Annotated in this window: 17 protein-coding genes; 4 read left to right on the forward strand and 13 right to left on the reverse strand. The window is 68.4% G+C overall.

Annotated features, from left to right (window positions below; all coding sequences use genetic code 11):
• Positions 1 to 3: 3 nt before the first annotated feature.
• The 6 genes from ACDH77_RS19285 to ACDH77_RS19310 form a co-directional block, all read right to left on the reverse strand.
• On the reverse strand, positions 4 to 720 hold the full coding sequence (locus ACDH77_RS19285) for a PP2C family serine/threonine-protein phosphatase (protein ID WP_031424802.1): 717 nt from the start codon (positions 718 to 720) through the stop codon (positions 4 to 6).
• Entirely contained in the window at positions 717 to 1,292 is a 576-nt protein-coding gene (gene tagF / locus ACDH77_RS19290; protein WP_008574079.1) for a type VI secretion system-associated protein TagF, read from the reverse strand. Before tagF ends, ACDH77_RS19285 begins: the two co-directional genes overlap by 4 nt.
• The gene (gene tssM / locus ACDH77_RS19295; protein ID WP_372353600.1) at positions 1,289 to 4,819 is read right to left on the reverse strand and encodes a type VI secretion system membrane subunit TssM; all 3,531 of its coding nucleotides are present in this window, start codon (positions 4,817 to 4,819) and stop codon (positions 1,289 to 1,291) included. Before tssM ends, tagF begins: the two co-directional genes overlap by 4 nt.
• Complete coding sequence (gene icmH / locus ACDH77_RS19300) at positions 4,816 to 6,093, reverse strand: type IVB secretion system protein IcmH/DotU (protein ID WP_372353601.1); 1,278 nt, start codon at positions 6,091 to 6,093, stop codon at positions 4,816 to 4,818. Before icmH ends, tssM begins: the two co-directional genes overlap by 4 nt.
• Positions 6,075 to 7,409, reverse strand: coding sequence for a type VI secretion system baseplate subunit TssK (tssK, locus tag ACDH77_RS19305; protein ID WP_031424809.1), 1,335 nt, complete (start codon positions 7,407 to 7,409; stop codon positions 6,075 to 6,077). Before tssK ends, icmH begins: the two co-directional genes overlap by 19 nt.
• Positions 7,410 to 7,910: 501 nt before the next feature.
• Entirely contained in the window at positions 7,911 to 8,801 is an 891-nt protein-coding gene (locus ACDH77_RS19310; protein WP_031424811.1) for an aldo/keto reductase family oxidoreductase, read from the reverse strand.
• Positions 8,802 to 9,038: 237 nt separating this feature from the next.
• Between ACDH77_RS19310 and ACDH77_RS19315 the strand changes: the two genes are divergently transcribed.
• Positions 9,039 to 9,920 (forward strand): LysR family transcriptional regulator, encoded by an 882-nt coding sequence (locus ACDH77_RS19315; RefSeq protein WP_057681276.1) that lies wholly within the window; start codon positions 9,039 to 9,041, stop codon positions 9,918 to 9,920.
• Between the two features lie 58 nt (positions 9,921 to 9,978).
• Here the strand turns inward: ACDH77_RS19315 and tagH are convergent, their stop codons facing one another.
• The 7 genes from tagH to ecfK form a co-directional block, all read right to left on the reverse strand.
• Positions 9,979 to 11,310, reverse strand: a complete 1,332-nt coding sequence (gene tagH, locus ACDH77_RS19320) for a type VI secretion system-associated FHA domain protein TagH (RefSeq protein WP_372353602.1) — start codon at positions 11,308 to 11,310, stop codon at positions 9,979 to 9,981.
• 319 nt (positions 11,311 to 11,629) lie between these two features.
• Positions 11,630 to 12,178, reverse strand: a complete 549-nt coding sequence (locus tag ACDH77_RS19325) for a DUF6931 family protein (protein WP_218497496.1) — start codon at positions 12,176 to 12,178, stop codon at positions 11,630 to 11,632.
• Complete coding sequence (locus tag ACDH77_RS19330) at positions 12,175 to 14,142, reverse strand: type VI secretion system tip protein VgrG (RefSeq protein ID WP_372353603.1); 1,968 nt, start codon at positions 14,140 to 14,142, stop codon at positions 12,175 to 12,177. The genes ACDH77_RS19325 and ACDH77_RS19330 overlap by 4 nt, the downstream gene beginning before the upstream one ends.
• A gap of 149 nt (positions 14,143 to 14,291) precedes the next feature.
• Positions 14,292 to 15,623, reverse strand: a complete 1,332-nt coding sequence (locus tag ACDH77_RS19335) for a tetratricopeptide repeat protein (protein ID WP_046935130.1) — start codon at positions 15,621 to 15,623, stop codon at positions 14,292 to 14,294.
• Between the two features lie 232 nt (positions 15,624 to 15,855).
• Positions 15,856 to 16,170, reverse strand: a complete 315-nt coding sequence (locus tag ACDH77_RS19340) for a PAAR domain-containing protein (protein ID WP_014091406.1) — start codon at positions 16,168 to 16,170, stop codon at positions 15,856 to 15,858.
• Positions 16,171 to 16,213: 43 nt separating this feature from the next.
• Positions 16,214 to 18,733, reverse strand: a complete 2,520-nt coding sequence (locus ACDH77_RS19345) for a protein kinase domain-containing protein (RefSeq protein ID WP_031424822.1) — start codon at positions 18,731 to 18,733, stop codon at positions 16,214 to 16,216.
• Positions 18,712 to 19,251 carry an ECF-type sigma factor EcfK gene (gene ecfK, locus ACDH77_RS19350; RefSeq protein WP_017156342.1) on the reverse strand — a complete coding sequence of 180 codons (540 nt, stop codon included), beginning with the start codon at positions 19,249 to 19,251 and terminating at the stop codon, positions 18,712 to 18,714. The genes ACDH77_RS19345 and ecfK overlap by 22 nt, the downstream gene beginning before the upstream one ends.
• A 349-nt stretch (positions 19,252 to 19,600) precedes the next feature.
• Here ecfK and ACDH77_RS19355 point away from each other — a divergent pair, with 349 nt between their 5' ends.
• From ACDH77_RS19355 to ACDH77_RS19365, 3 genes are all read left to right on the forward strand, one after another.
• Positions 19,601 to 20,128 (forward strand): RNA polymerase sigma factor, encoded by a 528-nt coding sequence (locus tag ACDH77_RS19355; protein WP_014091409.1) that lies wholly within the window; start codon positions 19,601 to 19,603, stop codon positions 20,126 to 20,128.
• Positions 20,119 to 21,195, forward strand: coding sequence for a FecR family protein (locus ACDH77_RS19360; protein ID WP_008573293.1), 1,077 nt, complete (start codon positions 20,119 to 20,121; stop codon positions 21,193 to 21,195). Before ACDH77_RS19355 ends, ACDH77_RS19360 begins: the two co-directional genes overlap by 10 nt.
• Positions 21,196 to 21,656: 461 nt before the next feature.
• On the forward strand, positions 21,657 to 24,548 hold the full coding sequence (locus ACDH77_RS19365) for a TonB-dependent receptor (protein WP_372353604.1): 2,892 nt from the start codon (positions 21,657 to 21,659) through the stop codon (positions 24,546 to 24,548).
• The last annotated feature ends 45 nt before the right edge of the window (positions 24,549 to 24,593 follow it).

The raw sequence follows: 24,593 nt of genomic DNA on the forward strand, positions 1-24,593 counted from the left end.
CACTCACTCCTGCAGGCGGACGACGACGGCGGTGACGTTGTCGCGTGCCGCCCTCCCCATCGCCAATTCGAACAGACGCGCCAGCAGCGCGCGTGGATCGCCGAAGCGATGGCATTCGGCATCCAGCTCCGGGTCCGGGATTTCCTTGTTGATGCCGTCGCTGCACAGCAGAAACTGCGTGCCCGGCAGGCTCGGCGTCAGCACCCAATCGACGAACAGCGGCTCTTGCGCACCCACCGCGCGGGTGAGCACGCCGGCCGCCGCGGCGCTGGCGTGTGCGCTGCCGAACTGGGTGACATCCTCGCGCACGCCGTGCACGTGGTCGCGGGTGAGCTGGCGCAGCGGGCCGCCATGCTGCGCGTAGATGCGGCTGTCGCCGACCCAGCCGCACAGCATGAAATCCGGGTCGTGCACCAGCACCACCACGGTAGTGGCGATCATGTCCACGCGGCGCTCGCGCGCAACCTGCAGCAGCTCGCGATTGATCTGCGCCAGGGTGTCGTCGATGGCATCCAGGAAATCGCACAGGTCGGCCGGGCGCACCAATGCGCTCAGCCGCTGCACCAGCAGCTGGCTGGCGTAATCGCCGGCGCTGTGGCCACCCAGGCCATCGGCCACCACCCAGAGGCCGGCGTCTTCGCGCAGCAGCAAGGCATCTTCATTGAGCCGGCGCACCTTGCCGGTTTCGGTGTGCCCGGCCGATTGGTAGGGCGCGCTCATCGGGTCACCTCGGTGATGTCCTGCTCGGCCAGCAACCACTCCAGATACATCTGGGCGGTGGGCAGCCCGTCGATCGATTGCGCGGCCGCGCCCAACCGCCACCACAGCGATTGGCCGGGCGCCGGTACATGCGTGCTGGAAGGCGCGGCCGGCACGCCGAGCGCGCGCAGCGCGGCATCGAATCCGGCCGCATCGGTGCGTGCGCGCAAGCTGCGGCCCAGGCACGCAGCCACCGCGCCGAACCATGCCGCCGACGGCAGGCACAGGTGCGGCAACGGCATTGCCACGGTCAGCGGAAAACAGCGCCCCACGCGGTCTTCGCCCGGGCCGAGCAGGCCGGCCCAGGCCTGCGCGCCGCACACGCCCGGCCCCAACGCAAACGCGCGCAGGCCGCTGTTGCGATACGCGCCAGGCCAGTGCTGCCCGAGTTGCTGGCGCGCCGTGTCCAGGCAGTTGGCGAACTGCAGGTCCCACGGCTGCACGAAGCTGGCCGGCAGGCGCCGCTGCACGAAGTCGCCCACGCCGGGCAACTTGCCGTGGAAACCGAGTGGTTCGTGCGCCGGCATGCTCATCGGCCGCACGCGAAGTGCTGGACGTCGCTGTCCAGAAACGGGTGGCGCAGGTTGCCGGCACGCAGCGGCACCTGCACGTCGTGGCCGCCAAGCGCGAAGCGGGCGACAAAGCGCAGGTCCGACGGGTTTTCCAGGTGCCCGGCCTGCAGCGCGCGGAACAGCGCCCAATCGCCCTGGTAGTCCAGCGTACCCAGCGCCACGCCATCGGCGCCGAAGGCGGCGATGGACACATGCCCCGGCACCGGGCCGGGCCAGATCATCGGCATGCTTTGCGCCGCGCCGGGCTGGTAGTCGTAGCGCTGGCCTTCGATATCCAGCGTCAGCCGGGTCACGCCTTCGCCCAACGTGGGCGCCAGCACGGTAAAGCCGATCTGCGGCGTGGGCCCGCCGCGAAAATATTTCTGCCGGATCCGCTGCGCCAGTTGCAGTTGCACCGGCAGACCGGGCGCGCCGGTGACCGCGTCCGGGCCATCCTTCCAGCGCCATTGCGGGGACTGGGTGTCCAGCAGCGGTTTGACGGTGCCGGTATACAGCGCATCCAGACGGCCGCCGCTACCGAACAACTCGCCGAAATTCTGCAGCGGGATCTCCACCTGCGCCTGCGGATCGAACGGGTAGCGGCCGCGCACGAAATCCGTGCACACCTCGCCCACCGATTGCCTGACCTGCGCATCCAGCGCGGCGCGTGCGCCCTGGGTCATCAAGGTGGCGCTGCTGCCGGCCAGGCTCTGCAGCCAGTCGGTCACCGGCGGCGGCAGTTGCGCCATTTCCTGCCGGGCCAATGCCAGTTGCGCGTTGGCCGCCGCGGCATCGCCGCCGCCCTGGGAAATCACTAGCAATTGCTTGCCGAGCTGATCGAGCACGCTCAGCAGATGGTCCAGCGGCGTGCTGCCAGGCGCGCCTGCGGCCAAGGCGTTGAGCGCCAGAAAATGCTCGCTGATCGCCGCACCCGGTGCCGGCGCTGCAGCTGCGCCACCCTCGGCGGGCGTGGCCAGCGCGGCGCTCATCGCCGCCCCGCCGGGGAGTTTGGCCGCGGCGGCAGTCGCCTTGGTGCCTGCCGAGTTGGCGGCAGCCGCCAACGCGCGCTGCGCGGGGTCTACCGGTGGTGCGCGGTCCATTGCCTGGGTGTGCTCGCCGACCACGCCCAGCAGCAGCCGCAGTGGCGAACTGGGCCCGGCCAGCTTGGCGGCCGTGGCGCTGGCACCGGCCAGATCGGCCGAGGGGCGCAGTTGCAGATCGGCCAGCAACGCATCCCAGTAACGGATGTAATCGGCCGTGTAGCGCTGCCCCACTTCGCGCACCAGCGTGGCCTTGGCGGACGCATTCAGCGCCGCACCGCCGAAGACCCAATCGTCGCGGCCGAAGCGTTCCACCGCCTGGCCGATCCCATCGCGTTGCAACGCGGCGAACACCGGCTGGGTGTAGAGCGCCGGCACCGGGGTGGACAACGCCGTGCCACTGCGGCGCACGAAGGTGTCGGCCAGCAGGCCCAGCGCTTTATCCAGCCGCAACGGCGTGCCGTCCGGCGGGGTCAGCAACAGGTTGCCGTAGATCAGTGTCGATAGGTCGGCGGCGCGCAGGCTGGCGCGCGCCTGGGCGATGCGCTGGTTGTCCAGCGACAGCGCACGCACGCGCGTGGGCGAATCGAGCACGGCCTGCAGATGCGCACCCAGCGCCTGCTGCAATGCCGGCTCGCGCGGGAACAATTTTGCCGCTTCGATGGCGGCCAGCGCGCTGAGTTGCGCCGGGTCCAGATGCTGCGGCTGGCCCAGCATCAGATAGCCCTTGAGCGTGTAGTACAGCGCCTGCGGTGCCTGTGCGTTATCGACCAGACCGGTGCGCAGGCGCACCGCCAAGGCCGGCAACAAGGTGGCGTTGAGCTGACGCAGGTAGCCGGCCTGCACTTGCTCGCCCACCGCCTGGCCCTGGAACAACCCCATGCGCAACGACCACGGCGCGCCGGCGTGATACTGCTGCGCCACCTTCACCACCGCCTGCGTCGCATCGGCTTGCTGCAGGGTGCGCGCGACGTACTCGGGCATGCCGGTGGCGGCATTGGGATCGGGCACTGCCGGCCGCGCGTCCAGCGCAGCGCGTACCTGATGCAGATACGCACGGTTGCCCACGTAGCTGAGCCCCAGCCCGGCCAGCACTGCGCCGGTCAGCAGCGCCACACCCGCGTACGCGGCGGCCTGCAGCCACGCCCTGCGGCGCTGCCGGGTGGGCGGGGTATTGGCCAGGCCGGATTCGCGCAGCACCACCTCGCGCAGCAGCCGCTCGACGAAAAAGGTGCGCCGTTGCGCGCCCGGCGCCTGCACGCGCGCTTCTTCCAGGCCGAAGGTGCGCGCCACCGCGCCCATCATGCGGTCGATCGGCGTGCCGTCCTGCGTGCCGGAGGTGAAGTACACCCCGCGCAGCAACGGTGCCGGGCCATACGCATTGCCGGCGAAGGTGCCCTCGACGAATTGCCGCGCACGCTCGCCGAGTGCGGCAACCTGTTGCGGAAACGACAGGATCGCCGCACGCCGCAGACGGTCGCGTTCCAGGTGCAGGCGTTCGAACAGGCGCGCGCTCAGCTGCTGCTGCAGCACGCCGAACTCGTCGGCGAACCTGCGCGCCGCCTGCCCGTCCAGGGTCTGCGCCAGCGCAAACGTCATGCCCCACACCTGGTTGCGCTGCGCCGGTGTCAGATCGTCGAAGAACTCGCCAAAGCCGCCGATCAGATCGCACTTGGTGAAGATCAGATACACCGGCACGCTGGCCTGCAACTGCTCGGCCAGTTCGTCCAGGCGGCGGCGGATCGCCTGCATGTGGGTGTCGCGCTCGGCATCGTCGAGCAGCAACAGGTCCGACATGCTCATCGTCACCAACACGCCGTTGAGCGGGCGGCGCGGGCGATAGCGTCGCAGCAGGCGCAGGAAATCGCGCCACGCGCCGGCATCCACCGCCTGGTCCGAATCCTGCGTGGTATAGCGCCCGGCGGTGTCCAGCAACACCGCTTCGTCGGTGAACCACCATTCGCAATCGCGGGTGCCGCCGACGCCGCGCAACGCCGCATCGCCCATGCGCGCAGCCAGCGGAAACTGCAGGCCCGAATGTTGCAGCAAGGTGCTCTTGCCCGAACCGGGCGGGCCGATCAGCGCATACCACGGCAGCGTGTACAGATCGGCGCCGCCGCGCCGCTTGCGTAGCAACTGGATCGCCTGCTGGAAGCGCGCCTGCAGCTGCGCGCGTTCCTGCCCGCTGCGCAGCTCGCGGTCGTCGTCGCGGCCCGGCGCCGCCAGCGCGCTGGACAAGGTCGCCGCACGTGCCTGCGTGCGCCAGCGGCGCAGCGCCAGCACGCCCACCCACGCCACCACCAGCAACACGATCGCCAGCAGCCGCGCCGCCACGCTGCTCAGCGGGCTCCAGCCGGCCAGCGCCACATACGGCCCACCCACCCACAGCAGCACCGACAGCAGGCACAGCGCCAGCAGGCCAACCACTACCGTTGCGCTCAGCTTGGACAACAGCGTCTTCATCGTCATTCCCCAGGCTGGAACAGGATCTCCACGCGGCGATTGCGCGCGCGGTTGGCCGGCAATTGCACTGGCCGTGCGATCGGTTGCGAATCGCCAGCGCCGATGGCGTCCACCCGCCCCGGCGTACTCAGCTGCGCCTGCAACACCTGCGCAAGCGCCTGCGCACGTGCGGCCGACAAGGCGTAGTTGTCCTGGAAGCGCAGCGAGCGCACCGGCACGTCGTCGGTGTGCCCGACCACGATCACCCGCCCCGGCAATTGCTCGATGGCCGCTGCAATCTGCGCGATCAAGCCGCGCTGCTGCGGCTCCACCTCCACCCCGCCGGAGGCGAACATCGCCGCGCTGCTCAGGCGCACGCGCGTCTGCCCGTCGGCCTGTTCGTCCACGCGCAGCAGGCCGGCGCGTTCCTGCGCGGAGAGCAACTGCTTGAGCCGCACCGGCGGCGGCACGGGCGCAGCGTCCGGTGGCGTGGCCGGCGCAATGCCCCATTGGGCAGCCTGCGCACTGATCGGTGCGGACAGGCTGTTCAAACGCGCCTGCAACCACACGAACGTCACCACCACCACGCTCACCCCCAGCAACGCAGCCGCCCACACCGGCAGATAACGGCCCAGCCGGCGGCGGTCTTCCACCCCGCGCCAACGCGGGGCCAGGCTGTCCGGCGCCGGGCCGCGCGCCGCACGGATGCGGCGATAGACATCGTCCTGGATGGCCGCCAGCGTCACCATGCCGCCGGACTCGATCTGGTAGCGGCCGACAAACCCCAGCGCCAGGCACAGGTACATCAGCTCGATCAAGTCCAGATGCCGTGGCACATCGGCGCACAAGCGCTCCAGGATCTGGAAGAACTTGGCGCCGCCGTACGATTCGCTGTGGAAAGTCACCAGCAAGGTCTTCTGCGACCAGCCGCTGCGCTCGCCCCACGGCGCATTGAGCACCGCTTCGTCCAGCAGCGCGCACAACACGTAGCGCGCGGCGGTGACCGCCTCCACCGGCGCGCCGCCATCGCGTGCACGTTGTTCGAAGCGGCGCACCTGCGCCATCACCTGCTCGCGCAGGCGGGCCACATCGGGCGATTGCGCACTGTGGCGCAACTGCACCGCCAACAGCAGCAGCGGCGTGGCCGCCTGCACCAACGGGTTGACGCTGCGGCCCAGCAGTTCGCTGATGTCGGTATCTTCGCTGGGCACGCCGCTGCCCTCGGCGGCCGGCAGCGGTGCGGCGTAGGCAGGCGCCAGATCGGCAACAGGTCGGCTCATGCTCAGCTCCGGATCGCCCACAGTTGCAGGTCCAGCCCGGCGAATTCGCTGCCGAAGTGGAATGCGATGCCGCCGGAGGTCTTCAGCGTTCGCCACAACGCTGCGCTCTTGTCGAATTCGAAATACAGATAGCCGGCGTGATACGGAATCTGTCGCGGCGCCACCGGCATGGGCGTGGCCACGATGCCGGGCAACTGCAGATTGACCAGATCGCGAATCTGCTCCACCGGCCCGATCTTGGCGTGCGCGGGCAATTGCCGGCGCAACTCTTCGCTGGGCATGTCGGCCTTGGCCGCGAGCACGAACGCTGCGCTGTCGAGCAGGCCCGGGTCCGGCACCATCGCCACCCACACGCCGAACTTGCGCGCCTGGATCGGCAGCGGCGTGGCGGTCTGTTCCAGCACTGCGCTCAGGCTGCTGCGCAGGGCGCCGATCACCGGCTCGAAACTGTCCTGCTGCGAATCGTGCCGATAGGCGGGCCATGCAGGGGGGCGCTTGCCGGCAGCGGTGAACGTGCTCAATTCGCCGGCCAGCGCCACCAGGGCACGGAACAGCTCTTCCGGATGCGCCAATGGCGCGGCGGCCCAATGCGCCATCTGCGGCTGCCAACGGTTGACCAGCTGCAGCAACAGAAAGTCTGCGATATCGGCAGCACCGCCGCGATCGGTCAGCGTCACACGCGATGCCAGCGCCTCCCCGCGCTGATGCAACAGGCCGAGCAGCTCGGTGAGAAACGTGGTCAAGCGCGGCGCCGCCTGGCACACCATCGCGCTGGGTATGAAATGCGGGTCCAGCACCACCTGGCGGTCGGCGCGCGTCTCGATGATGCGCGCCACCGCGATGCGGTCCAGCCCTTCCAACGGCTGCGAGTGCGGCAACAATCGCGTGCTCAACCCGCCGACTTCCATCAACACCGCTTCGCTGGTGCTACCGGAGGCGTCGTTGCTCTCGGTCTCGCGCACGCGGTAGCGAAACAGCTGATCGGCCGGCGATTCCGGGCGCCCCAGTTCGGGTTGCGCCGGCACCCGCAGCGGCACGGTGAGATAGACGATCTGGTCGCGGCAAGTGGGCTCGACCTCCAGCGCCACCGGCAGCGGGTCGTCGCCCGGCATGGCGAAGGGCGTGCCATCGGCGAACACGCCACGCGCACGACGCAGGCCCAGCTTGCCGACCGCCAGCAGATCGGTCTCCCATTCCAGCTCGCTCACGCCCCAGGCATGCGGCCGCAACCGCGCCGCACGCAGGTCCACGTAGCGCTCCAGGTAGCGTTCCTGCTGCTGCAGATGCTGCGGGCGCAGGAACAGCCCTTCGCTCCACACGACCTTGTTGTTCTGCATGATCCACTCGCTGAGAAAAGGTCGGCCACCGATGCAGCGCACAGGCGTCCACATCGCATTGCATGCGACTGCCAGGCATGCCTGCAGGAACGCCTGCGCGCTGCGTTGTCGGGTGCATTGAGCTGCGTTGCACGCGGCACGCCCGGCGGTCCTTGCCGACGCAAGCGCCGCACCGCCGATGCGTGTCGGTGGAACGATTCTGCGGCGCACCCAAGGTGGTCACCCGTCAAAACGTCTCAGGCGCCGCGTCCTGTCGGACAGGCGCCAACGCCTGCGCCGCTGCCGTCAGCCGGTCACGTTGCGGTCATTGGGCGAGACGTTGGGCTGTGGGGCGCTGGCCGTGAGAGCAGGCCTGCGGTGTCGATGCGGCAGGCGCATCGTGGAACGGCCAACAAGACCTCGCGAGTCGTCTGGGCGGCCTGGATGGTGCGTAGGCACCCGCCTGGCGATTGCGCGGAGACGGGTTGGCCGATCTCCATCGGCATGTTGCCGCTCACCTTCCTATTGAGCGCCACTGGCCTCGGCAGCGATGCCATCGAGCGTTGCGACCTGCTCGGCCGACAGGCTCAGCTCGGCGGATGCGAAGTTCTCGCGCAGGTGCGTCACCGACGATGTTCCCGCGATGACCAGGATGTTGGGCGAGCGCTGCAGCAGCCATGCAAGTGCAACCTGCTTCGGCGTCGCACCTACCTGCCTGGCAACGCCCGACAGCAGCTCCGACTGCAGGGGCGAAAAGCCGCCGAGCGGAAAGAACGGAACATAGGCCACACCCTGTTGCGCGAGCATCTCGATGAAGGCGTCGTCGTCGCGCTTGACCAGGTTGTACTGGTTTTGGACGCAGACGATGCTGGCCAGTGTTTGCGCTTGTTCGAACTGTCGCGCAGTGACGTTGCTCAAGCCGATGTGGCGTACGAGGCCCTCGCGTTGCAGCTCGGCCAGGCACGCGACCGGTTCGGCGATCGAACGCTCGTCGGTGTCCATTGCCGTGCCCAGCCTCACGTTGACCACGTCCAGTGTCTCCAGGCCGAGGCTCTGCAGGTTTTCATGCACCTGCCGCCTCAGGCTTGCAGGCGACACATCGATATTCCACGAAGCATCGGGGCCGCGGCTGAAACCGATCTTGGTCACGATGACCAGATCGCTGCGATAGGGATGCAGTGCTTCGCGGATGAGTGCGTTGGACACATCGGGGCCGTAGAACTGCGCGGTGTCGATGTGGTTGGCGCCCAGGGCGATTGCTTCGCGCAGCACCGACAAGGCCGATGCCTTGTCGGCCGGCGGTCCCCAGACATGCGGTCCGGGCAACTGCATGGTTCCGTAGCCCATCCGCTTGATGGCAAGGGTGGTGCCGGGCAGGGTCAATGTGCCGCCAAGGGGCTTGCCGTTGTTCATGGGAATCCTTTTGGTGTGTGTGCCAAACCGCCGCGTGTGTTGGGACACGCCGAGATTGCGACGGGATCTTTGCGTGGCTTGAAGAAGCAAGAAGCAACGCTGGACGTGCGCTGCGGCGACTGCGTGGCCGCTACCGCGGCGCAAGGGAACTGTACGTAGGCCGCCCTTGTGCGACAATCCGGTACAAAGCGGACGGGCCGTACGGATTGTCGAACAATGAGCGGTCACCTGGCAGACATGGAGGCCTTCGTGCGCGTGGCGCGCGCGGGAGGGTTTCGAGAAGCCGCCAAGAGCGCGGGTGTGAGCGCATCGACCTATAGCGATGCGATCAAGCGCATGGAGGCATCGCTCGGCGTGCGGCTGTTCAACCGCACCACACGCAGCGTGGTGCTCACCGATGCAGGCAATGCGTTGTTGGCACGCATCGCGCCCGCCTTGCTGGAACTGGAGAACGCCAGGGAGGTGGTCAGCGCCTTTCGTGATACGCCGACCGGCACGCTGCGGCTGAACGTGCCGGTCAGTGCCGCGCGCCTGGTGCTGCCGAGGATCCTGCCGGCGTTTATGGCGGCGTACCCGGACATCACGCTGGAGATCCTGACCGAAGAAAGTTTTGTCGACGTGATCGCCGCACGCTGCGACGCCGGCATCCGCTATGGCGAACGGCTGCAGCAGGACATGGTGGCCATCCCGATCGGCCCGCGCGTGCAACGCATCGCAACGGCGGCTGCGCCAGGCTACCTGGACCGGCGCGGACGCCCCACCCACCCGCGGGAACTCGTTGCCCACGACTGCATCCGCGGGCGCTTCCCAAGCGGCGTCATTGCAGAGTGGGAGTTCGAGCGCGACGGTGAAGTGGTCACCATCGTTCCGCAGGGGCAATTGCTGGTGGAGATCGGCGGCGGGATCGAGCTGGCGATCCAGGCGGCGATCGCCGGAAGCGGCATCATGCATCTGTTCGAACAATGGCTGCAGCCGCAGTTCGACGCAGGTGCGCTTGAACCCATCCTGCGCCCGTGGTGGCAGCCATTCCAGGGCCCGTACCTGTACTACCCCAATCGCACCCTCACACCGCCGGCGCTGCGCGCCTTCATCGAGTTCGTCAAGACTCTGCCTGACTAGCGCGCCGGCAACGCCGCCGGTGTGCCCGTGCAGACGGGATGCGATTGGATGAAGCGTTCTAGATCCCGCGCCCCGCCGGCTGCCGCCGTGCCGATTTCAGGCGCGCCAGTTGCGCTTCGTAGGCACGCGCGAACTCATCGCCGAACAGGCGACGGAAGCATTCGTCCGGGTCGCTGCGTAGCTGCTCGAAGTTGTCGCGGTAACGCTCCCAGTAACGCCCCTTGCCACCGAAACTCAGGCGCTTGCCGCCGGCGTCGGCTTCCTGCTCCAGGCGGTCCGGGCTGAAGTGGAACAGCATGGCGTCGAAGGCCGCGCGCATGCCGGCCAGCATCGCCATCTGATGGCAGCGGATATCGTCGAAGGCATCTTCGAACGCTGGCACGCCGGACAGAAACGACGCGCTTGGCGGTGCGAGCAACTTCTGCAGCGCATCTTCGGCGGTGGCGGCGAACTTGAGCGGATTGTTCTCCGAGCGCTGGATCACCGTGACCGGCAGCCGGAAAGTGTTCTTGATCTCTGCGCGTGCACGCAGCACGTCCATGACGCCGTCGACCACGATGGCGAAGATGCGATCCAGCTCCGGCGGCACCGTCGTTGCCGCCGATGCTGCGGCTGCAACCGGCGCCGCCGGCGGCGTGAATGGCGAAGCCACCGGCGCGGCCATGGGCGATACCGCAGGCAATGGCGCGGGTGGCGCAAAATCGCCAAGCGTCATGTCCCAGTTTTCCGGCAAGGTGGCACGTGCATCGGGACTGGCCGGCGGACGGAAATGGTCGTGGCGGGCGTTGCTCTGATTCCACGCGCTGGGGCTGGCATCGCGCGCCGGCGCAGGCAACGGGTCGAGCAGGCGCAACGGATCCAGCTCGCGGGATGCGCCGCTCAGCAGCAATTCGTCCAACACTGCGTCCACCGCAGGCCGCGCCGCAGGCGGCGTGCCGAACTCCAGCAGATCGAAGCCCGCTGTGGCGGAGGGGGCACGCAACGTCGACGGCGGTGGCGCAACCTGGGTGCGGTCGTCCATCGCATCTGGCAGCGGGTCAAACACCGGTGTTGCCGGCGATGCTGCAGCCAACGCCTGCACCTGCACCTGGATCTCGAAGCTGTCCAGCTGCAGGCGGTCGCCATCGCTGAGCGCGGACGGGTCCGCACGCGTCAGCGCAGTGCCGTTGAGCGACATGCCGTTGGTGCTGCGGTCTTCGATGAAATACATCCCGTTGAGGAAGCGCACCACCGCATGCGTGCGCGAGACACCGGGCGCGGCCAGGACCCAATCGCTTTCGTCGGAGCGGCCGATGCTGCCGCCGGTGCCGGCAAAGCGCTTCTGCGCGCTGGCACCGAACTGCGCGGCCTGCGCGCCGCTGACGGTGAGAATCAACTGCGAACTGGACACGCCATGGACTCCTGCATACGGTGATCGGAAGGTGCGACTGGCATGCGTGTATGTCGGCAGAAAACGCTGCGTGCGTCATTGCCGGTGGAGGGCATGCGGCAAACGGATATCGCCTGCGCTGGAGCACAGTCGCAAATGCTGATCGCCGTGCGCCCCCGCGCTGTCGGTTCGGCACCAAGGCTTCTCCTGGTGCGGTAGCTTGGCGTGTGCGCCGCATCCAACCATGCTTTGGAACACCAGCTGCGTCTCGCGCAGTTGGCGCCGATGCCGCGCCCACGATGTGCCGCGCGCGGATCGCCACTCCGACGATCAGGTGGCTTCATGGCGCCCCCACACTGGTCAGCAACTCCATGGCATGCGCTGCATAGCCGCTGCGCCGCGCCTCCAGCTGCGCCGGCTCGCGCGCGGCCAGCAAGGTGATGGCGGCGGCCACCGCGCGCGCCGTGAGATGGTCGGCCGGCGGCACCGGCGTGGCCTGTTGCGGCGGCGCCAGGCTGCCGCCGGACCAGGCCACTGCCGCAGCCAGCCACGCGCCCAGCGAGACATAATCGCCGGCATGCGCAAATGCCTGCGCGGCGCGACGATGCGCCTCGCTGGGCTCGCGCACCCACTTCTCGGCCAGTGCCGCGCCCGCACGGTCTTCCTCGTCCAGGGTTTCGCCGCGCACGCATTGGCACAGCCAGGCCACCGCGTAGCGCTTGGGCAGCAGGCGCGCGAGCAGCTTGATGGCATCTTCGCCGTGACCGCTGGCCAGCAGCGCGCTGACCGCCGCCTGCGGCGTGATCGGCGTACTAAGCTGTGCGCAGGCCGGCGCAGACAGCTGCATCTGCGCACAGGCCTGCGCCAGTGAGAGCGTGGGCGCGCTCATCCGATCATGATCAGGCCGCCGCCGACCTGCACCAAGGCGTCGGCCTTGATGCTGACCAACGGGCCCTTGAGCGTGGCCGAGGCACCGGCTTCGGCGCTAAGCATGCCGCCGGAGGTCAGTTTGAGCGTGGCATCGCCAGCCACCTCGGTGGCCGGCGATTTGACCTGCAGCTGTGCATTGGCCAACAGCTTGATGGCGGTGGAGGTGATCTTGGCCTCCGAGCTGGCATCGACCAGGATCTTGATGCCGCTCAACACGATCTCGCCGTTGTGTTTCATCACCAGCCGCGCGCTGCCGGTCACCAACTCGATCTCTTCGCCGGCTTTCAGCAGCAGCTTCTTGCCGACCTCCACGCTGTCGTTGTTGTCGATCCGCGCACGACGGTCGTGCTTGACCGCCAGGACCCGATCGTTGTCGATGGTACTGGTGTGGTCGTGCTGCACCTCTTCGCGCAAATCGCGCTGCGCGCGCAGGTAGAGTTCTTCCGCGCCGGCCTTGTCGTCGAAACGCAACTCGTTGAAATCGGCAGCGCCGCCCAGCAGGCTGCGGCTGCGCACGCCGCTTTGGGTCTTGTTATCGGGCAAGGAAAACGGCGGCGCATGGTCGCCGTTGTAGACGCTGCCCACGATCAACGGGCGGTCCGGGTCGCCTTCCAGAAAGCTCACCACCACTTCCTGCCCCACGCGCGGCAGGCTCATTGCGCCCCAGCCCTTGCCCGCCCACATCGAAGCCACACGCACCCAGCACGACGGCGCGGCATGCGGGCGTGCCGCAGTGGCCCAGTGAAAGGTCACCTGCACGCGGCCATGCGCATCCACCGCAATGTCCTCGTCGGTGTCGCCGGTCACCACCGCCGTCTGCAGGCCGGCAATGGTCGGCGTTGCGGTGCGTTGCAGGCTACGGAACGGCAGCCGGCTTTCCATCACCTGCACGCTGCTGGAAAACGGCGGCTCGCCGCTGCCGTGTTCGGGCGCGGCCAGCGTGGTGTGCGCCGACAGCACCAGATATTCCTGATTGAGTTCGGCGCGCGGAAACCCGCGCAAGTGAAACAAGGCACCGACCATCAGGCCGCAGGCATTGGTGGTGGCTGCATGGCTGGCGCGCTGCACGTTGTGCGCCTCGGTGCGCACCTGCATGTAGCGACGACCGTCGGCCTGCACGGTATGCGCGCCGGGGTAGTCGAAGGCGATCAGACCATCGACGGTGTGCAACTGTTCGCCGCCGGCATCGGCATCGGCGGCCAGCGATGCACGCGGCTGCAGCGGGTCGTAGTCGGTGCTGCCATGCTGGCTGGAATGCACGCCGCGCGCACTGCGCCAATGGCTCACCACCGAGCGCATCAGGCGCCGGTCGTCGGTTCCCGGCGGCACATAGGGCAGGCTGTCCACGCCGTTCTTCGTTGCATGCGCACCCAGCGCATCGGCCAGCACCAACGTATGCGCACTGCGGGTATGGGTGAAGTAGTAGTAGATGCCTTCGCGTTCCAGCAGCCGGCTGATGAAGCTGAAATCGTCCTCGCGGTATTGCACGCAGTAGCTGCGCTTGGCGTACTGCGCGCTCAACTGCTGCTGCACATCGCCGTAGCCGATCTCGCCCAGCACGCTGGTGACGATCTCCGGCACGCTCATGTCCTGATAGATGCGGCAATCGCGGCGCTGGGTCAGCAGCCAGGGTTTGGGCACCACCTGCAGTTCAAGCACGGCGTAATCGAGCGCATCGACCACGGCGTAGCCGTTGTGCGCGCAACTGGCCACCATGCCGTGATACCAGCGCTGTTCGCCCTCGCCATCGGCCAGTTGCACCGCCACTGGCGTGCCAAGCAGATCACGCAGGTTGGGCTGCAGTTCGGTGCACAACGCATCGATGCGGTAGTCGAACAGCTGCCCCAACGCTTCGCTGGCCTGCATGCGATGCAGCAGCAGGCGCTCGCCAAGGTCGGAGTGCAGCGTGATGGTGCGCGGCATCGAAGCATCCACAGGTGATGGGGCAACGCACGTTGCGCTGACCGACGGCGCCGTGTTGCGCCCGCGCGTGCAACGGCAGGCGGCTAAAGGCACGGCAACTGTCACGCGCATGCTCACATGCGTGCGTGCAGCAAAGCCGACATTTCGTCTCAGGCTGGCCCAGGCGTGCGCGCGGTCACGACCCAGCCGTGCACCGGCTGGCCGCGTTCGCTGCGCAGCACGTCCAATTCCAACGCGATCGGCTGCAAACCGGCGCCTCGCAATGCGGCGCGCACGTGCGCATGGCTGTGCCGATAGCGCCCGCTGGCATCGAGTTCGACCCGGTCGTCCGGCTCGTCCAGCGCTTCGACCGTGAAACCCAGCACGCCCCCTGGCGTGAGCGCGCCGGCAGCGGCAGCGAGCACCGGCTGCAGCGCGCCGAAGTACACCAAGGTGTCGGCCGAGCCAATCACATCCCACTGCGCGTGCTGCGCGTGCAGGTACGCGGTGAGTTCGGCCACGTCGAGCCGATCATAGCCACCGCGTTGGCGTGCCTTGGCGACCATGCCAGGCGACAGGTCCACGCCCACCAGTTGACGTGCATACGGGCGCCACAGCGGCGCACACAGCCCGGTCCCGCAGCCGGCATCGAGCATGCGCAGGCCCGCATGCGGCGGCGCAAGGCAGGCCGCCAGTGCCTCGGTCAGCCGTTGCGGCGCGCGGTACTCCAGGTGATGCAGCAACTGTTCGTCGAAACTGTCGGCAAAGCCATCGAACAGTTCACGCACATAGGTATCGCCGGCACGCGGCGGCGGTTCGGCGCCGCCACAGGCCGCCAGCATATGCGTTGCCACCGGGTTGCCCGGCTCAAGCGCCAGCCAGTCGCGATACACCGTTTGCGCCTGCGCATGCTCGCCCAACAGGTAGAGCCCGGTACCCAGCGCCTCGCGGGCGTGCAGGTGGTCCGGTGCCAGCGTGCAGGCCTGCTGCAGGCACTGCACCGATTGCTGCAGATGCTCGGCGGCCTGCGCGTTGTTGCGCAGGAACAGGCCGAGCAGGTAATGCGCATGCGCGGACTGCGGATAGGTGTGCAACAGCGCCGCGTAGGTGACGAAGGCTTCTTCGCTGCGCCGCTGCGCTTCCAGCACCGCTGCCAGATTCGCCAGTGCATCAGCATGTGCAGGCGCCAGCGCCAGTGCGCGGCGATAGCAGTGTTCGGCATCGCGCAGGCGGCCGCATTCGCGGTGCACGTTGCCCAGGTTGTTGCAGGCATCCGGTTGCGCGGGCGCCAGCGTCAACGCCTGGGTGATGGAGGCCACTGCTGCGGCGCTGTTGCCGCGCTGATGCAACAGGATGCCCTGGTAATGCAGCGCGTCGGCATGCGCGGGCTGATCGTCCAGCAGCTGCGTGTACAGCTGCGCGGCATGTTCGAGTTGGCCACTGCGGTGCGCGGCGATCGCCTGCTGCAGTGGCTCGGTATGTGGCTGTGGCGCAGTTTGCATGAGCTTCTCCAAAAACACGGCAACCGGTGGTGCGGGTACGAATGTGAGCGCGCAGGGGCACGGCGTCATGTCTGCAACGAGCCGCCAACACCCCGACCGTGGTGCCGATGCGCCGGGGCGGCCACCGCCTGGCATCGCCGCGGGCGCCGGCAGGCTCGAGTACCGGCGCATGCGCGCCATGGGCAGACAACTGGCGGCGGCCTGCCACCGGCCACCAGCCGCCACGCAGTACTCACCCGATCAGCACGGTGAAGCAGCCCAGGGTGATCACCCCGCCATGCGCGGTGCTGTCGCCCAGTCGCGCGGCCGGCTGGCCTGCGATCAACACGGTCGGTGCGCCGGCCACGATGCTGTCCGGCGGGCCGACGCATACGGCCATGTCGCCCAGCCGCGCCGCCGGCAGGCCGCCGATCAATACCGTTGGCGCGCCGGGGCTGACGATCGGCCCGCCCACATGCGGCACCACCCCGGTCACCATGGGGCAGACATGCAAATCGGTCAGGCGCGCGGCAGGTTGCATCGGCACGCTTCGGTCGTGGCCATGCACGGCACTATCCCGCCAGGCCGCAGCGGTCACCCGACAATTCGTCTCAGCGCTGCGCCACCGAGGTGGTGGTCTGTGCCTCGCTGGTATCCACCGGCGGCGTCGCCAACGCCAGGGTCTGGCGCGCCGCGCGCAGGGGCTGGTCTGCATTGCCGAAAATGCCGGTAAGAATCTGCAGGGCCTGCTGCGCGTGGTCGCGCGCCGCCACGGTCTGGCCCAGCCTGCGCTCGGCTTCGGACATGCCGCGCAGGATCTCGGCCGTTTGCGGATGCGCGCGCCCCAGCACACGCTCCGAGGCAGCAAGCGCGGCGCGCTGTTCGGCCAGCGATGCTTCCACCTGGCCGTCGTCCAGCAGCCAGAACGCATGGTTGCTGCGATAGGCGATGGTGGCCGGTGCATCGTTGCCGAAGGCCGCGCGTGCGCGCTCCAGCGTCCTGCGATAGTACGGCCCGGCTTCGGCCAGCTTGCCCTGCTGGCGCAACGCGCCGGCCAGGTTGCCTTCGACCATCAAGGTGTCGGCGGCACTCTCGCCATACAACGCGCGTGCGACCTGCAGCAGCGGGACGAGTTCGGCTTCGGCACCGGCAAAGTCGCGCTGCATCAGCAGGAACACTGCCAGGCTGTTGCGCATCGACACCACCAATGGATGCTCGGGCCCATGCATGGCCATGCGCTCGCGCAACAGGCTGCGCTGCAAGGCGATCGCCGGTACCAGCTGGCCGTTATCGGCCAGCATGGCGGCGTAGCTGTTGCCGGCGTCGATACGCTGGTCCGCGCTGCTGGAGGCATTGGCCAGCGCGGCGACATAGGCATGCCGGCTCTCTGCCAACGCATCGCGCATGCGGCCCTGTTCGCGCAGGGCCCACGCCAACCAGGCACGCAGCTCGTTGCCCATGGCCTGCTGTTGCGCATCGCCGCGTGCTGCCTGCGCAATGCCCTGGCGCAAGACGCGCTCGGCGTCGCCTGGTTTGCCGTCGCCAGTGAGCGCCTGGCCCAGCATGGACGTGGCCTTCAAGGCCGGCAGGCTGCCCGCACCGGCAGTCTGCTGCGCCAGGGTCTGTGCGATGCGCAGATGCTCCACGGCCTGCGCAAAATTGGCCAGCGCAATGAGCGTGCGGCCCAGCGTCAGTTCCACCTGGGTGCGCGCATCGGGCTGGTCGGCCAGTTCGCGCGCCGCACGCTGCGAGGCCTGCTGCAGCACGCGCAGCATCAGGGTCTTGTCCAGGTCGCGCGCCACGCCAGGGTCCACGCTGGACAACACCGAACTCATGAAATCGCCGGTGACCTGCGCACGTTGCGCATCGCGCGCGGCCTGCTGCAGCGACCACAGCGTGGCCCCCAGCCCGGCGACCACGGCAATCGCAGCGAGGCCGGCGGCGACGACGCCGCTGCGATGACGCTGGGTGAACTTGCGCAGCCGCAGCCAGCGGCTCGCCTGCAGGGCGCGCGGCGGGTAGCCGTCCAGCCAGCGATGCAGATCGTCCAGCAATGCGGACACCGATGCGTAGCGCGCGCCCGGCTGCGGCTCCAGCGCGCGCAGCACGATCGCATCTAGCCCGTCGCGCAGGTGCTCGTGTAGTTTCTGGTAGGTGGTCGCGCGCGCCGCGCAGATGCGTGCACGCGCATCGGCCGGCACTGTTGCCAGCCGCTGCGACGGCGGCTGCGGCACCCCGTCGCGCCCGGCCACCGGCGCCAGCCCGCAACTCAATTCGTAGAACATCGCTCCCAAGGCATAGATATCGCTGCGCGCGTCCACATCCGGCGCGCCGCGTGCCTGCTCCGGGCTCATGTAACCCGGCGTTCCGCGATCGTGCGCGTAGGTCATCCCCGGGTTGGTCGCATCGATGGCGATGCCGAAGTCGATCACCCCTGGCATCGGCCGCCCGTCGATCTCGCTGACCAGTACGTTGCTGGGTTTGAGGTCGCGATGGATCACGCCCTTCTGATGCGCGTGCTGGACCGCCTCGCTGACACGCAGCATCAGCAACACGCGCGCATGCAGCGACAGGCGGTGTTGGTCGCACCACCAGGTGATCGGCTCGCCGCGCAGGTATTCCATCACCAGGTACGGCTGGCCGTGGGCATCGGTGCCCACGTCGTGGATCTGCGCGATCGCCGGGTGCACCATCTGCGCCAGCAGCCGGCACTCGAATTCGAACAGTGCACGGCCCTGCGCATCCAGCGCATCGGCGGCCACCAGCTTGATCGCCACCTCGCGCTCGTACGCGCCATCGGCACGGTGGCCCAGATACACCTGGCCCATGCCGCCGGCGCCGATCAGGCGATCGATCGCCCAGGCACCGAAGCGCGTGCCGGCCGGCAGTTCCGGTAACGGCGCACGCAATGCGGCGGCGGCCTGTTTCAACGGCGCCCGCACGCGCAAGGTGGCCTGCGATTCCACTGCCAGCATCGCCAGCAATTGGTCGCGCACGCTGGCGTCGTCGCCGGCCTGCGCGCGCGCAAATGCCTCGCGCTCGGCGGCAGGCAACTGGCAGGCCTGATGAAACAAGGCTTCCAGACGTTGCCACGCGGTGGCGGCCAGGCTCACAGCTGCGCCGCCAGCCACACCCTGGCAAAGCGCAGATCGCGCTCCAGCGTCGGCACCGACACCTCCAGCTGTTCGGCGGCCTCGGCCACGCTGAAGCCCACCAGCTCGGTCAATGCGAATGCACGGGCCTTGCGCTCGTCCACCTGGGCCAGCTTGTCGAAGGCATCGGCCACCAGCATCAATGCCTCCGGCCGTGCGGCGCCGTCGGACAGGCTGATGGTCAGCGTCACCGCCTGCCCCAACCGCTTGGCGCTGGCCTGCTGGCGCGCCAGATCCACCAACAGGTGGCGCATCTGCAGCGCAGCCACCGAATAGAAGTGCGCCCGCGAACGAAAACCCTGCTGGCCCTGTTCCAGCCGCATCCACGCCTCGTGCACCAGCTCGGTCGCCTGCAAGCCAGCGCGCCCGTCGCGACGCAGCTCGCGCATGGCGGTGGCGCGCAACACGTCATAGACCTGGCGCGCCAAGGCGTCGCCCGCGCCGGGTTCGTCGCGCTGCCAGGCCTGCAACAACTCGGTGATCGGCAGCTCGGACATCCAAGCCCATCTCGCCTGCGTGGACACGCAGTATCCCGCATTGGCACCGACGCGGAACACGCCGCCGGTAATCATTCAGACCCCCGATCACCGTGCCCGACAGCGCGGAGCAGCCCAGGCAGGTAGCGAGGGTGCGCCGGCAGCCGGGTCCGCCTCAGGTACGCCCAGCCTGTCCCCGGCAGAGCGCGGTCCCAGGACGCGGCGGTCTCGGGTCGCGGCGGCTGCATGGGCAGGCACGGGTCTGGCGCCGGTCGTGCGTGCCCGCCGCCACGTCATCGGCAGCCAACGCGTCACCGCCACGTCATACGACGCCGCTAGCCTGCGCCCCTGCAATCGGCCGGAGGTCGGGGTGTCGGCACATCCAAAGCGCGCCTGGGCACGTTTGTTCACCGAACATGGCCCGGTGCTGCGCGGCTTCTTCGTGCGCCGCGGGGCCAACGAGGACGCCGAAGACCTGGTCCAGGAAACCTATCTGCGCCTGCTGCGTGCGCATCAGCAGCCGGGCCAGGCCATCGCCAACCCGGAAGCGTATCTGTACACGGTGGCGGTCAATCTGGCGCGCGAGCAGGCGGTGCGGCGCAAGCAGGCGCCGCTGCGTATCGAGGACATGGAACAGTTCGCGCAACGGCTGGTGGCCGGTGACGATGTCGAAGACAGCGCCCAACGGCAACAGCGCCAGCAACGCCTGCAGACCGTGCTGGCCGGGCTGCCCGAACGCGTGCGCGCGGTGCTGGTGATGCAGTACCGCGATGGCCTCAGCTACAAACAGATCGCCGAACGCCTGGGTGTGTCTTCGCACATGGTCAAGAAATACGTGGTGCGTGGCCTGTCGGCCTGTCGACAGGCCTTGGCCGACGAGGGAGCGCAATGGTGGTGAGCGTCGCGTCGCTGGCGGCGCGCCGCCTGACCGAGGAAGCGGCGCACTGGCATGCGCTGCAACGCATGCAGCCGCTGGATGCCGACCAGCAGGCGCGTTTCATGGATTGGCTGACCGCCTCGCCGGCGCATGTGCGCGAATACCTGGCAGTGACGCAGGTGGCCGGTGCGCTCGGTGAGGCGTTGGATGCGATGGCGCTGGATGTCGACGCGCTGCTGCAGGCCGACCGCCGACACGACACCGGGATGGCGCGCAACGTGATCGCACTGCCGTTGCCGCCACGGCATCCCGTCGCTGCAAGGGGAACCGCTCGCTCGCAGTCGGCGGCACGCCGGCCGCACTGGCATGTCGGTCTGGCCGCCATGCTCGGTCTGCTGACGGTGCTCGGCAGCTGGGCCTGGCCGCACACCTCGACCTATGCGACGGCGCATGGCGAACAACGCCGCGTGCAACTGTCCGACCGCAGCGTGGTGTTCCTCAATGCGGACACGCGCATCCAGGCCACCATGACGCCGTGGTCGCGCCGCCTGCAGTTGCTGCAGGGCCAGGCCAGCTTCGCTGTCGCAGCGGACCGGCGCCCGCTGCAGGTCCGGGCACTGGACCTGCGCGTGGAAGACATCGGCACCGCGTTCGACATTGCGCTGCATGGGCAGCAGGCACGCATCGACGTGTCTGCCGGTCGCGTGCATGTCTGGCGTGCCGACCGCCCGGCGCAGCCGATGCTGGCCAATCTTGGCGCAGGACAAAGCGCGCGCATCGACGAGGCCGGCCAGCTCGCATTGAGCAATGAAGATGTCGCCACCATGCATGCATGGCAGCAGCAGCGCATCGTGTTTCGCGACGAGCCGTTGCGCAACGTGGCCGAAGACTTCAATCGCCTCAATCGCATCCAGCTGCACATCGACGATGCGCGCGCCGGCGCAATGCGCCTGACCGGCAATCTGCGTAGCGACGATCTCGCCGGCCTGCGCGCGTTTCTTGCAAGGCAGCCCGGCCTGCGGCTCGAACAACACGCCGATGCGCTGCACATCGTCGGCGGTGCACCACCGGCGACCACCGACCGGTAGCGCACGCGGCCGACGCGACCGACACGCTGGCGCTAACGTGCGCGCAGAAATCGCACGGCAGGCACCACGGCATTGCCCGACGTGTGCTTGCCATTGGCCGACACGCCGCAGTGCCGCACGGCCATGCCTGTTTGCATCGGGTATTGGCGCCGACGCATCTGCGCAGCGAATGGCTGGCATCCGAATCGGCGCATTCGATCTAGGCGCACGCGTTGCGCTGCATGGTGCCGCGCAACGCAACGATCGACGCGATCGGCGATCGGAGGGGCAACGTGCTTTTTCCCGCGCACCACCGGTCTGCGCGTAGCCACGGCACGCGCACGCCATCGCCCTTGCACGTGTCACAGAAAATTCATCGAAAAACGGTGCCCGACTCGGCTCGTCGCCCCTCGTAGAGGGGGTAGTCGCCGCAGCGATCCGCGTGGATCGGTGCGACGCCCCTCTCCCTCTGCCTGGAAGTGATGATGCGCTGCTGCCTGTTCCTGTCCGTTGCCCTCGCCCTGCATGCCGGCGCTGCCGGCGCCCAGACGCCACCCGTCGCAGTCGACGCCATTCCCGCACAACCGCTGGCGCGCGCGCTCAATACGCTGTCGCGCCAGACCGGCCTGCAGTTCGTCTATGCGGCCAGCGTCGGCGGCACGCAGCAGAGTCGCGGCACCACCGCCGGCGCCGCGCCCGAGCAGGCCTTGCAGCAACTGCTGCAAGGCACCGGATTGCGCTATCGCTACCTGACGCCGACCACGGTGACCATCGAGCCGGCCGAGACGGTGAGCGATGCGCCCGCGGCAACGCCGCCTGCCGCAGCCACCACCGCCACCCCGGCCACCGCCGGTGCACCGGTGCGCGAACTGGACAGCATCCAGGTGCTGGGCAGCTATGCCGGCAGTCTCAGTGCCGCGCTGCGCGAGAAGCGCTATGCCGACAGCGTGGTGGACGTGATCGCCGCCGAAGACATCGGCAAGCTGCCGGCGCAGAACGTGGCCGAAGCCCTGCAGCGCGTGCCAGGCGTGTCGATCGTGCGCGACCGCGGCGAAGGCGTGTACGTGCGCGTGCGCGGCCTGGGCCCCAACTTCCAGGTGACCACGCTCAACGGCCAGACCATGGCGGTCAACGAGAACGTGCGCACTTCCGGCCAGACCGGCCGCCAGTTTCGCTACGACACCTTGCCGGCGGAACTGGTCTCCGGCCTGGACGTGATCAAGAGCCCCACCGCCGATCTGGATGAAGGCGCCATCGGCGGCATCGTCAATGTGCGCACCTTCCGCCCGCTGGAATTGGGCAAGACCTTGCTCAACACCTCGCTGGAATCCAGCCAGGCGCAACGCACGCATGCCAACGACCCGCGCGTGTCCGGCCTGTTCAACTGGGTCAATACCGAGGGCACCTTCGGCATGCTGGTGTCCGGTGCGTATGCCCAGCGCAGCCTGCGCCAGGACCGCGTCAACGAAGTGAGCTGGGATTACTACCCCAACGGCGTGCCGGGTGCGCCGGGTGCGTCCTACCTGCCCACCGGCCTGCGCCCGACGCTGGAACTGGAACAGCGCGAGCGCACCGGCGTGGCCGCCTCGCTGCAATGGCGCCCCAGCGCCGCCTGGGAAACCAATCTGGACCTGCTGTATGCCAAGCAGACGGTGCACTACGACGAATACAGCCTGGGCGTGGGCTTCGACGGCGTGGCCAAGATGAGCAACCTGCAGGTGGACCACGGCGGCGTGACCGGCTTCGACTATCGCAATGGCCAGGTGCAGGTGTCGCGCGAAACCTCCGGCATCACCGACGACAACCGCAGCGCGCGCCTGTCCAGCACCTGGAATGGCGATCTGTGGACACTCGGTGCGGTGGCCTTCCATTCGCAGGCACACAGCTACGACTCCGACCCGATTCGCCGCACGCGCCTGCGCAGCGGCACCAACCTGTCGATGCGCGTGGAGATGCCGCAAGCCGACGACGACAACGTGCCCAACTGGAGCTTCACCAATGGCTTTGATCCGACCAACCCGGCCAGCGTCAGCGGGCGCCGGCTGGAATGGCGCGAGATCGATGCGCGCGACAAGGAAAACGCACTGCAGCTGGACGCCAAGCGCACGCTCGGCGATGGCTGGCTGCGCGACATCAAGTTCGGCGCCAAGTACCGCGAGCGCTCGCGCACCTACGACCGTGCCGACCTGCTGCTCAACCGCATCGCCGGCGTACGTTTTCCGGGCAGCTATTTCACCGCGCTGCCCGTGAGCGACATGCTGGTCGACGGCAAGGGCACACTGCCGCGGCAGTGGCTGGCGCCGATCGAGGCGCCGTTCTGGGGCGACTGGCCCACCGCCACCGACCTCAGCGGCACGCCCAATAGTGCCGACCTGCAGAATTCCTACAAGGTGCGCGAGAAGATCGGCTCGGCATATGCGATGACCGACTTCGGCGGCGCGCTGGCCGGGCGCGATCTGCGCGGCAACCTGGGCGTGCGCTTGGTGCGCACCGAGCAGACCACCGATGGCCATGCCGATCTCGACGGCGCCGCCCAGCCAGTGCATTTCGAGCGCAGCTATACCAACGCGTTGCCCTCGTTCAACGCCGCCTGGGACGTGCGCGAGGACATGGTGCTGCGGACCTCCGCGGCCAAGGTGATCACTCGCCCGGATCTCACCGACCTCTCGTCCAAGCTCACCTTCAACTCCAGTGGCGAAGTGCTGACCGCCAGCGGCGGCAACCCGGCGCTACGGCCGTTCGAGGCCTGGCAGTACGATCTGACCTTCGAGTGGTACATCGACGGCACCTCGGCACTGACCGGCGGTGTGTTCTACAAGGACATCTCCAGTTTCATCCAGACCCAGCTGTCCTACCTGGATTACCAGGGCCAGACCTACCTGCTCTCGTCCAAGACCAACGGCAGCCAGGCCAGCGTCAAGGGCGTGGAGCTGGCCTACCAGCAGGTGTTCACCGGCCTGCCGGCGCCGCTGGACGGCTTGGGCATGCAGCTCAACTACACCTTCACCGACAGCCAGGCGACCTACCGCGACGGCACGCGCCGCTTCACCGACAGCCTGGAAGGCGTGGCCAGGAACACCTACAACGCCGTGCTGTTCTACGAGAAGGGCCCGCTGATGGCGCGCGCCAGCTACAGCTGGAGCGACAACATCGTCAACGCGGTGGGCACGGCCAATGTCGCCACGCTCAACAGCGATGCCTTCGGCAGCCTGGACGCGAACGTGGCCTGGAAGGTCAACGACACCCTGTCGGTGTTCGTCAACGCCATCAATCTCACCGGTCAGGTGCAGCGGCAATACGTCGGCGATCACCTGTTCGGCGGCTACACCGACTACGGCCGGACCTGGTCGCTGGGTCTGCGCGCGCGGTTCTAAGCGCGCCTGCATGCGCGGCTGACGGTCGTCGCCCTCGCGCGCGGC

The organism is Xanthomonas axonopodis pv. maculifoliigardeniae, assembly GCF_041519315.1.
Taxonomy (GTDB): Bacteria; Pseudomonadota; Gammaproteobacteria; order Xanthomonadales; family Xanthomonadaceae; genus Xanthomonas; species Xanthomonas euvesicatoria.

Bases quoted from the DNA above. Each gene is read 5' to 3' on its own strand.
- ACDH77_RS19285 (WP_031424802.1), bottom strand. From the start codon at position 720: ATGAGCGCGCCCTACCAATCGGCCGGGCACACCGAAACCGGCAAGGTG.
- tagF (WP_008574079.1), bottom strand. From the start codon at position 1,292: ATGAGCATGCCGGCGCACGAACCACTCGGTTTCCACGGCAAGTTGCCC.
- tssM (WP_372353600.1), bottom strand. From the start codon at position 4,819: ATGACGATGAAGACGCTGTTGTCCAAGCTGAGCGCAACGGTAGTGGTT.
- tssK (WP_031424809.1), bottom strand. From the start codon at position 7,409: ATGCAGAACAACAAGGTCGTGTGGAGCGAAGGGCTGTTCCTGCGCCCG.
- ACDH77_RS19310 (WP_031424811.1), bottom strand. From the start codon at position 8,801: ATGAACAACGGCAAGCCCCTTGGCGGCACATTGACCCTGCCCGGCACC.
- ACDH77_RS19315 (WP_057681276.1), top strand. From the start codon at position 9,039: ATGGAGGCCTTCGTGCGCGTGGCGCGCGCGGGAGGGTTTCGAGAAGCC.
- ACDH77_RS19325 (WP_218497496.1), bottom strand. From the start codon at position 12,178: ATGAGCGCGCCCACGCTCTCACTGGCGCAGGCCTGTGCGCAGATGCAG.
- ACDH77_RS19330 (WP_372353603.1), bottom strand. From the start codon at position 14,142: ATGCCGCGCACCATCACGCTGCACTCCGACCTTGGCGAGCGCCTGCTG.
- ACDH77_RS19335 (WP_046935130.1), bottom strand. From the start codon at position 15,623: ATGCAAACTGCGCCACAGCCACATACCGAGCCACTGCAGCAGGCGATC.
- ecfK (WP_017156342.1), bottom strand. From the start codon at position 19,251: ATGTCCGAGCTGCCGATCACCGAGTTGTTGCAGGCCTGGCAGCGCGAC.
- ACDH77_RS19360 (WP_008573293.1), top strand. From the start codon at position 20,119: ATGGTGGTGAGCGTCGCGTCGCTGGCGGCGCGCCGCCTGACCGAGGAA.
- ACDH77_RS19365 (WP_372353604.1), top strand. From the start codon at position 21,657: ATGATGCGCTGCTGCCTGTTCCTGTCCGTTGCCCTCGCCCTGCATGCC.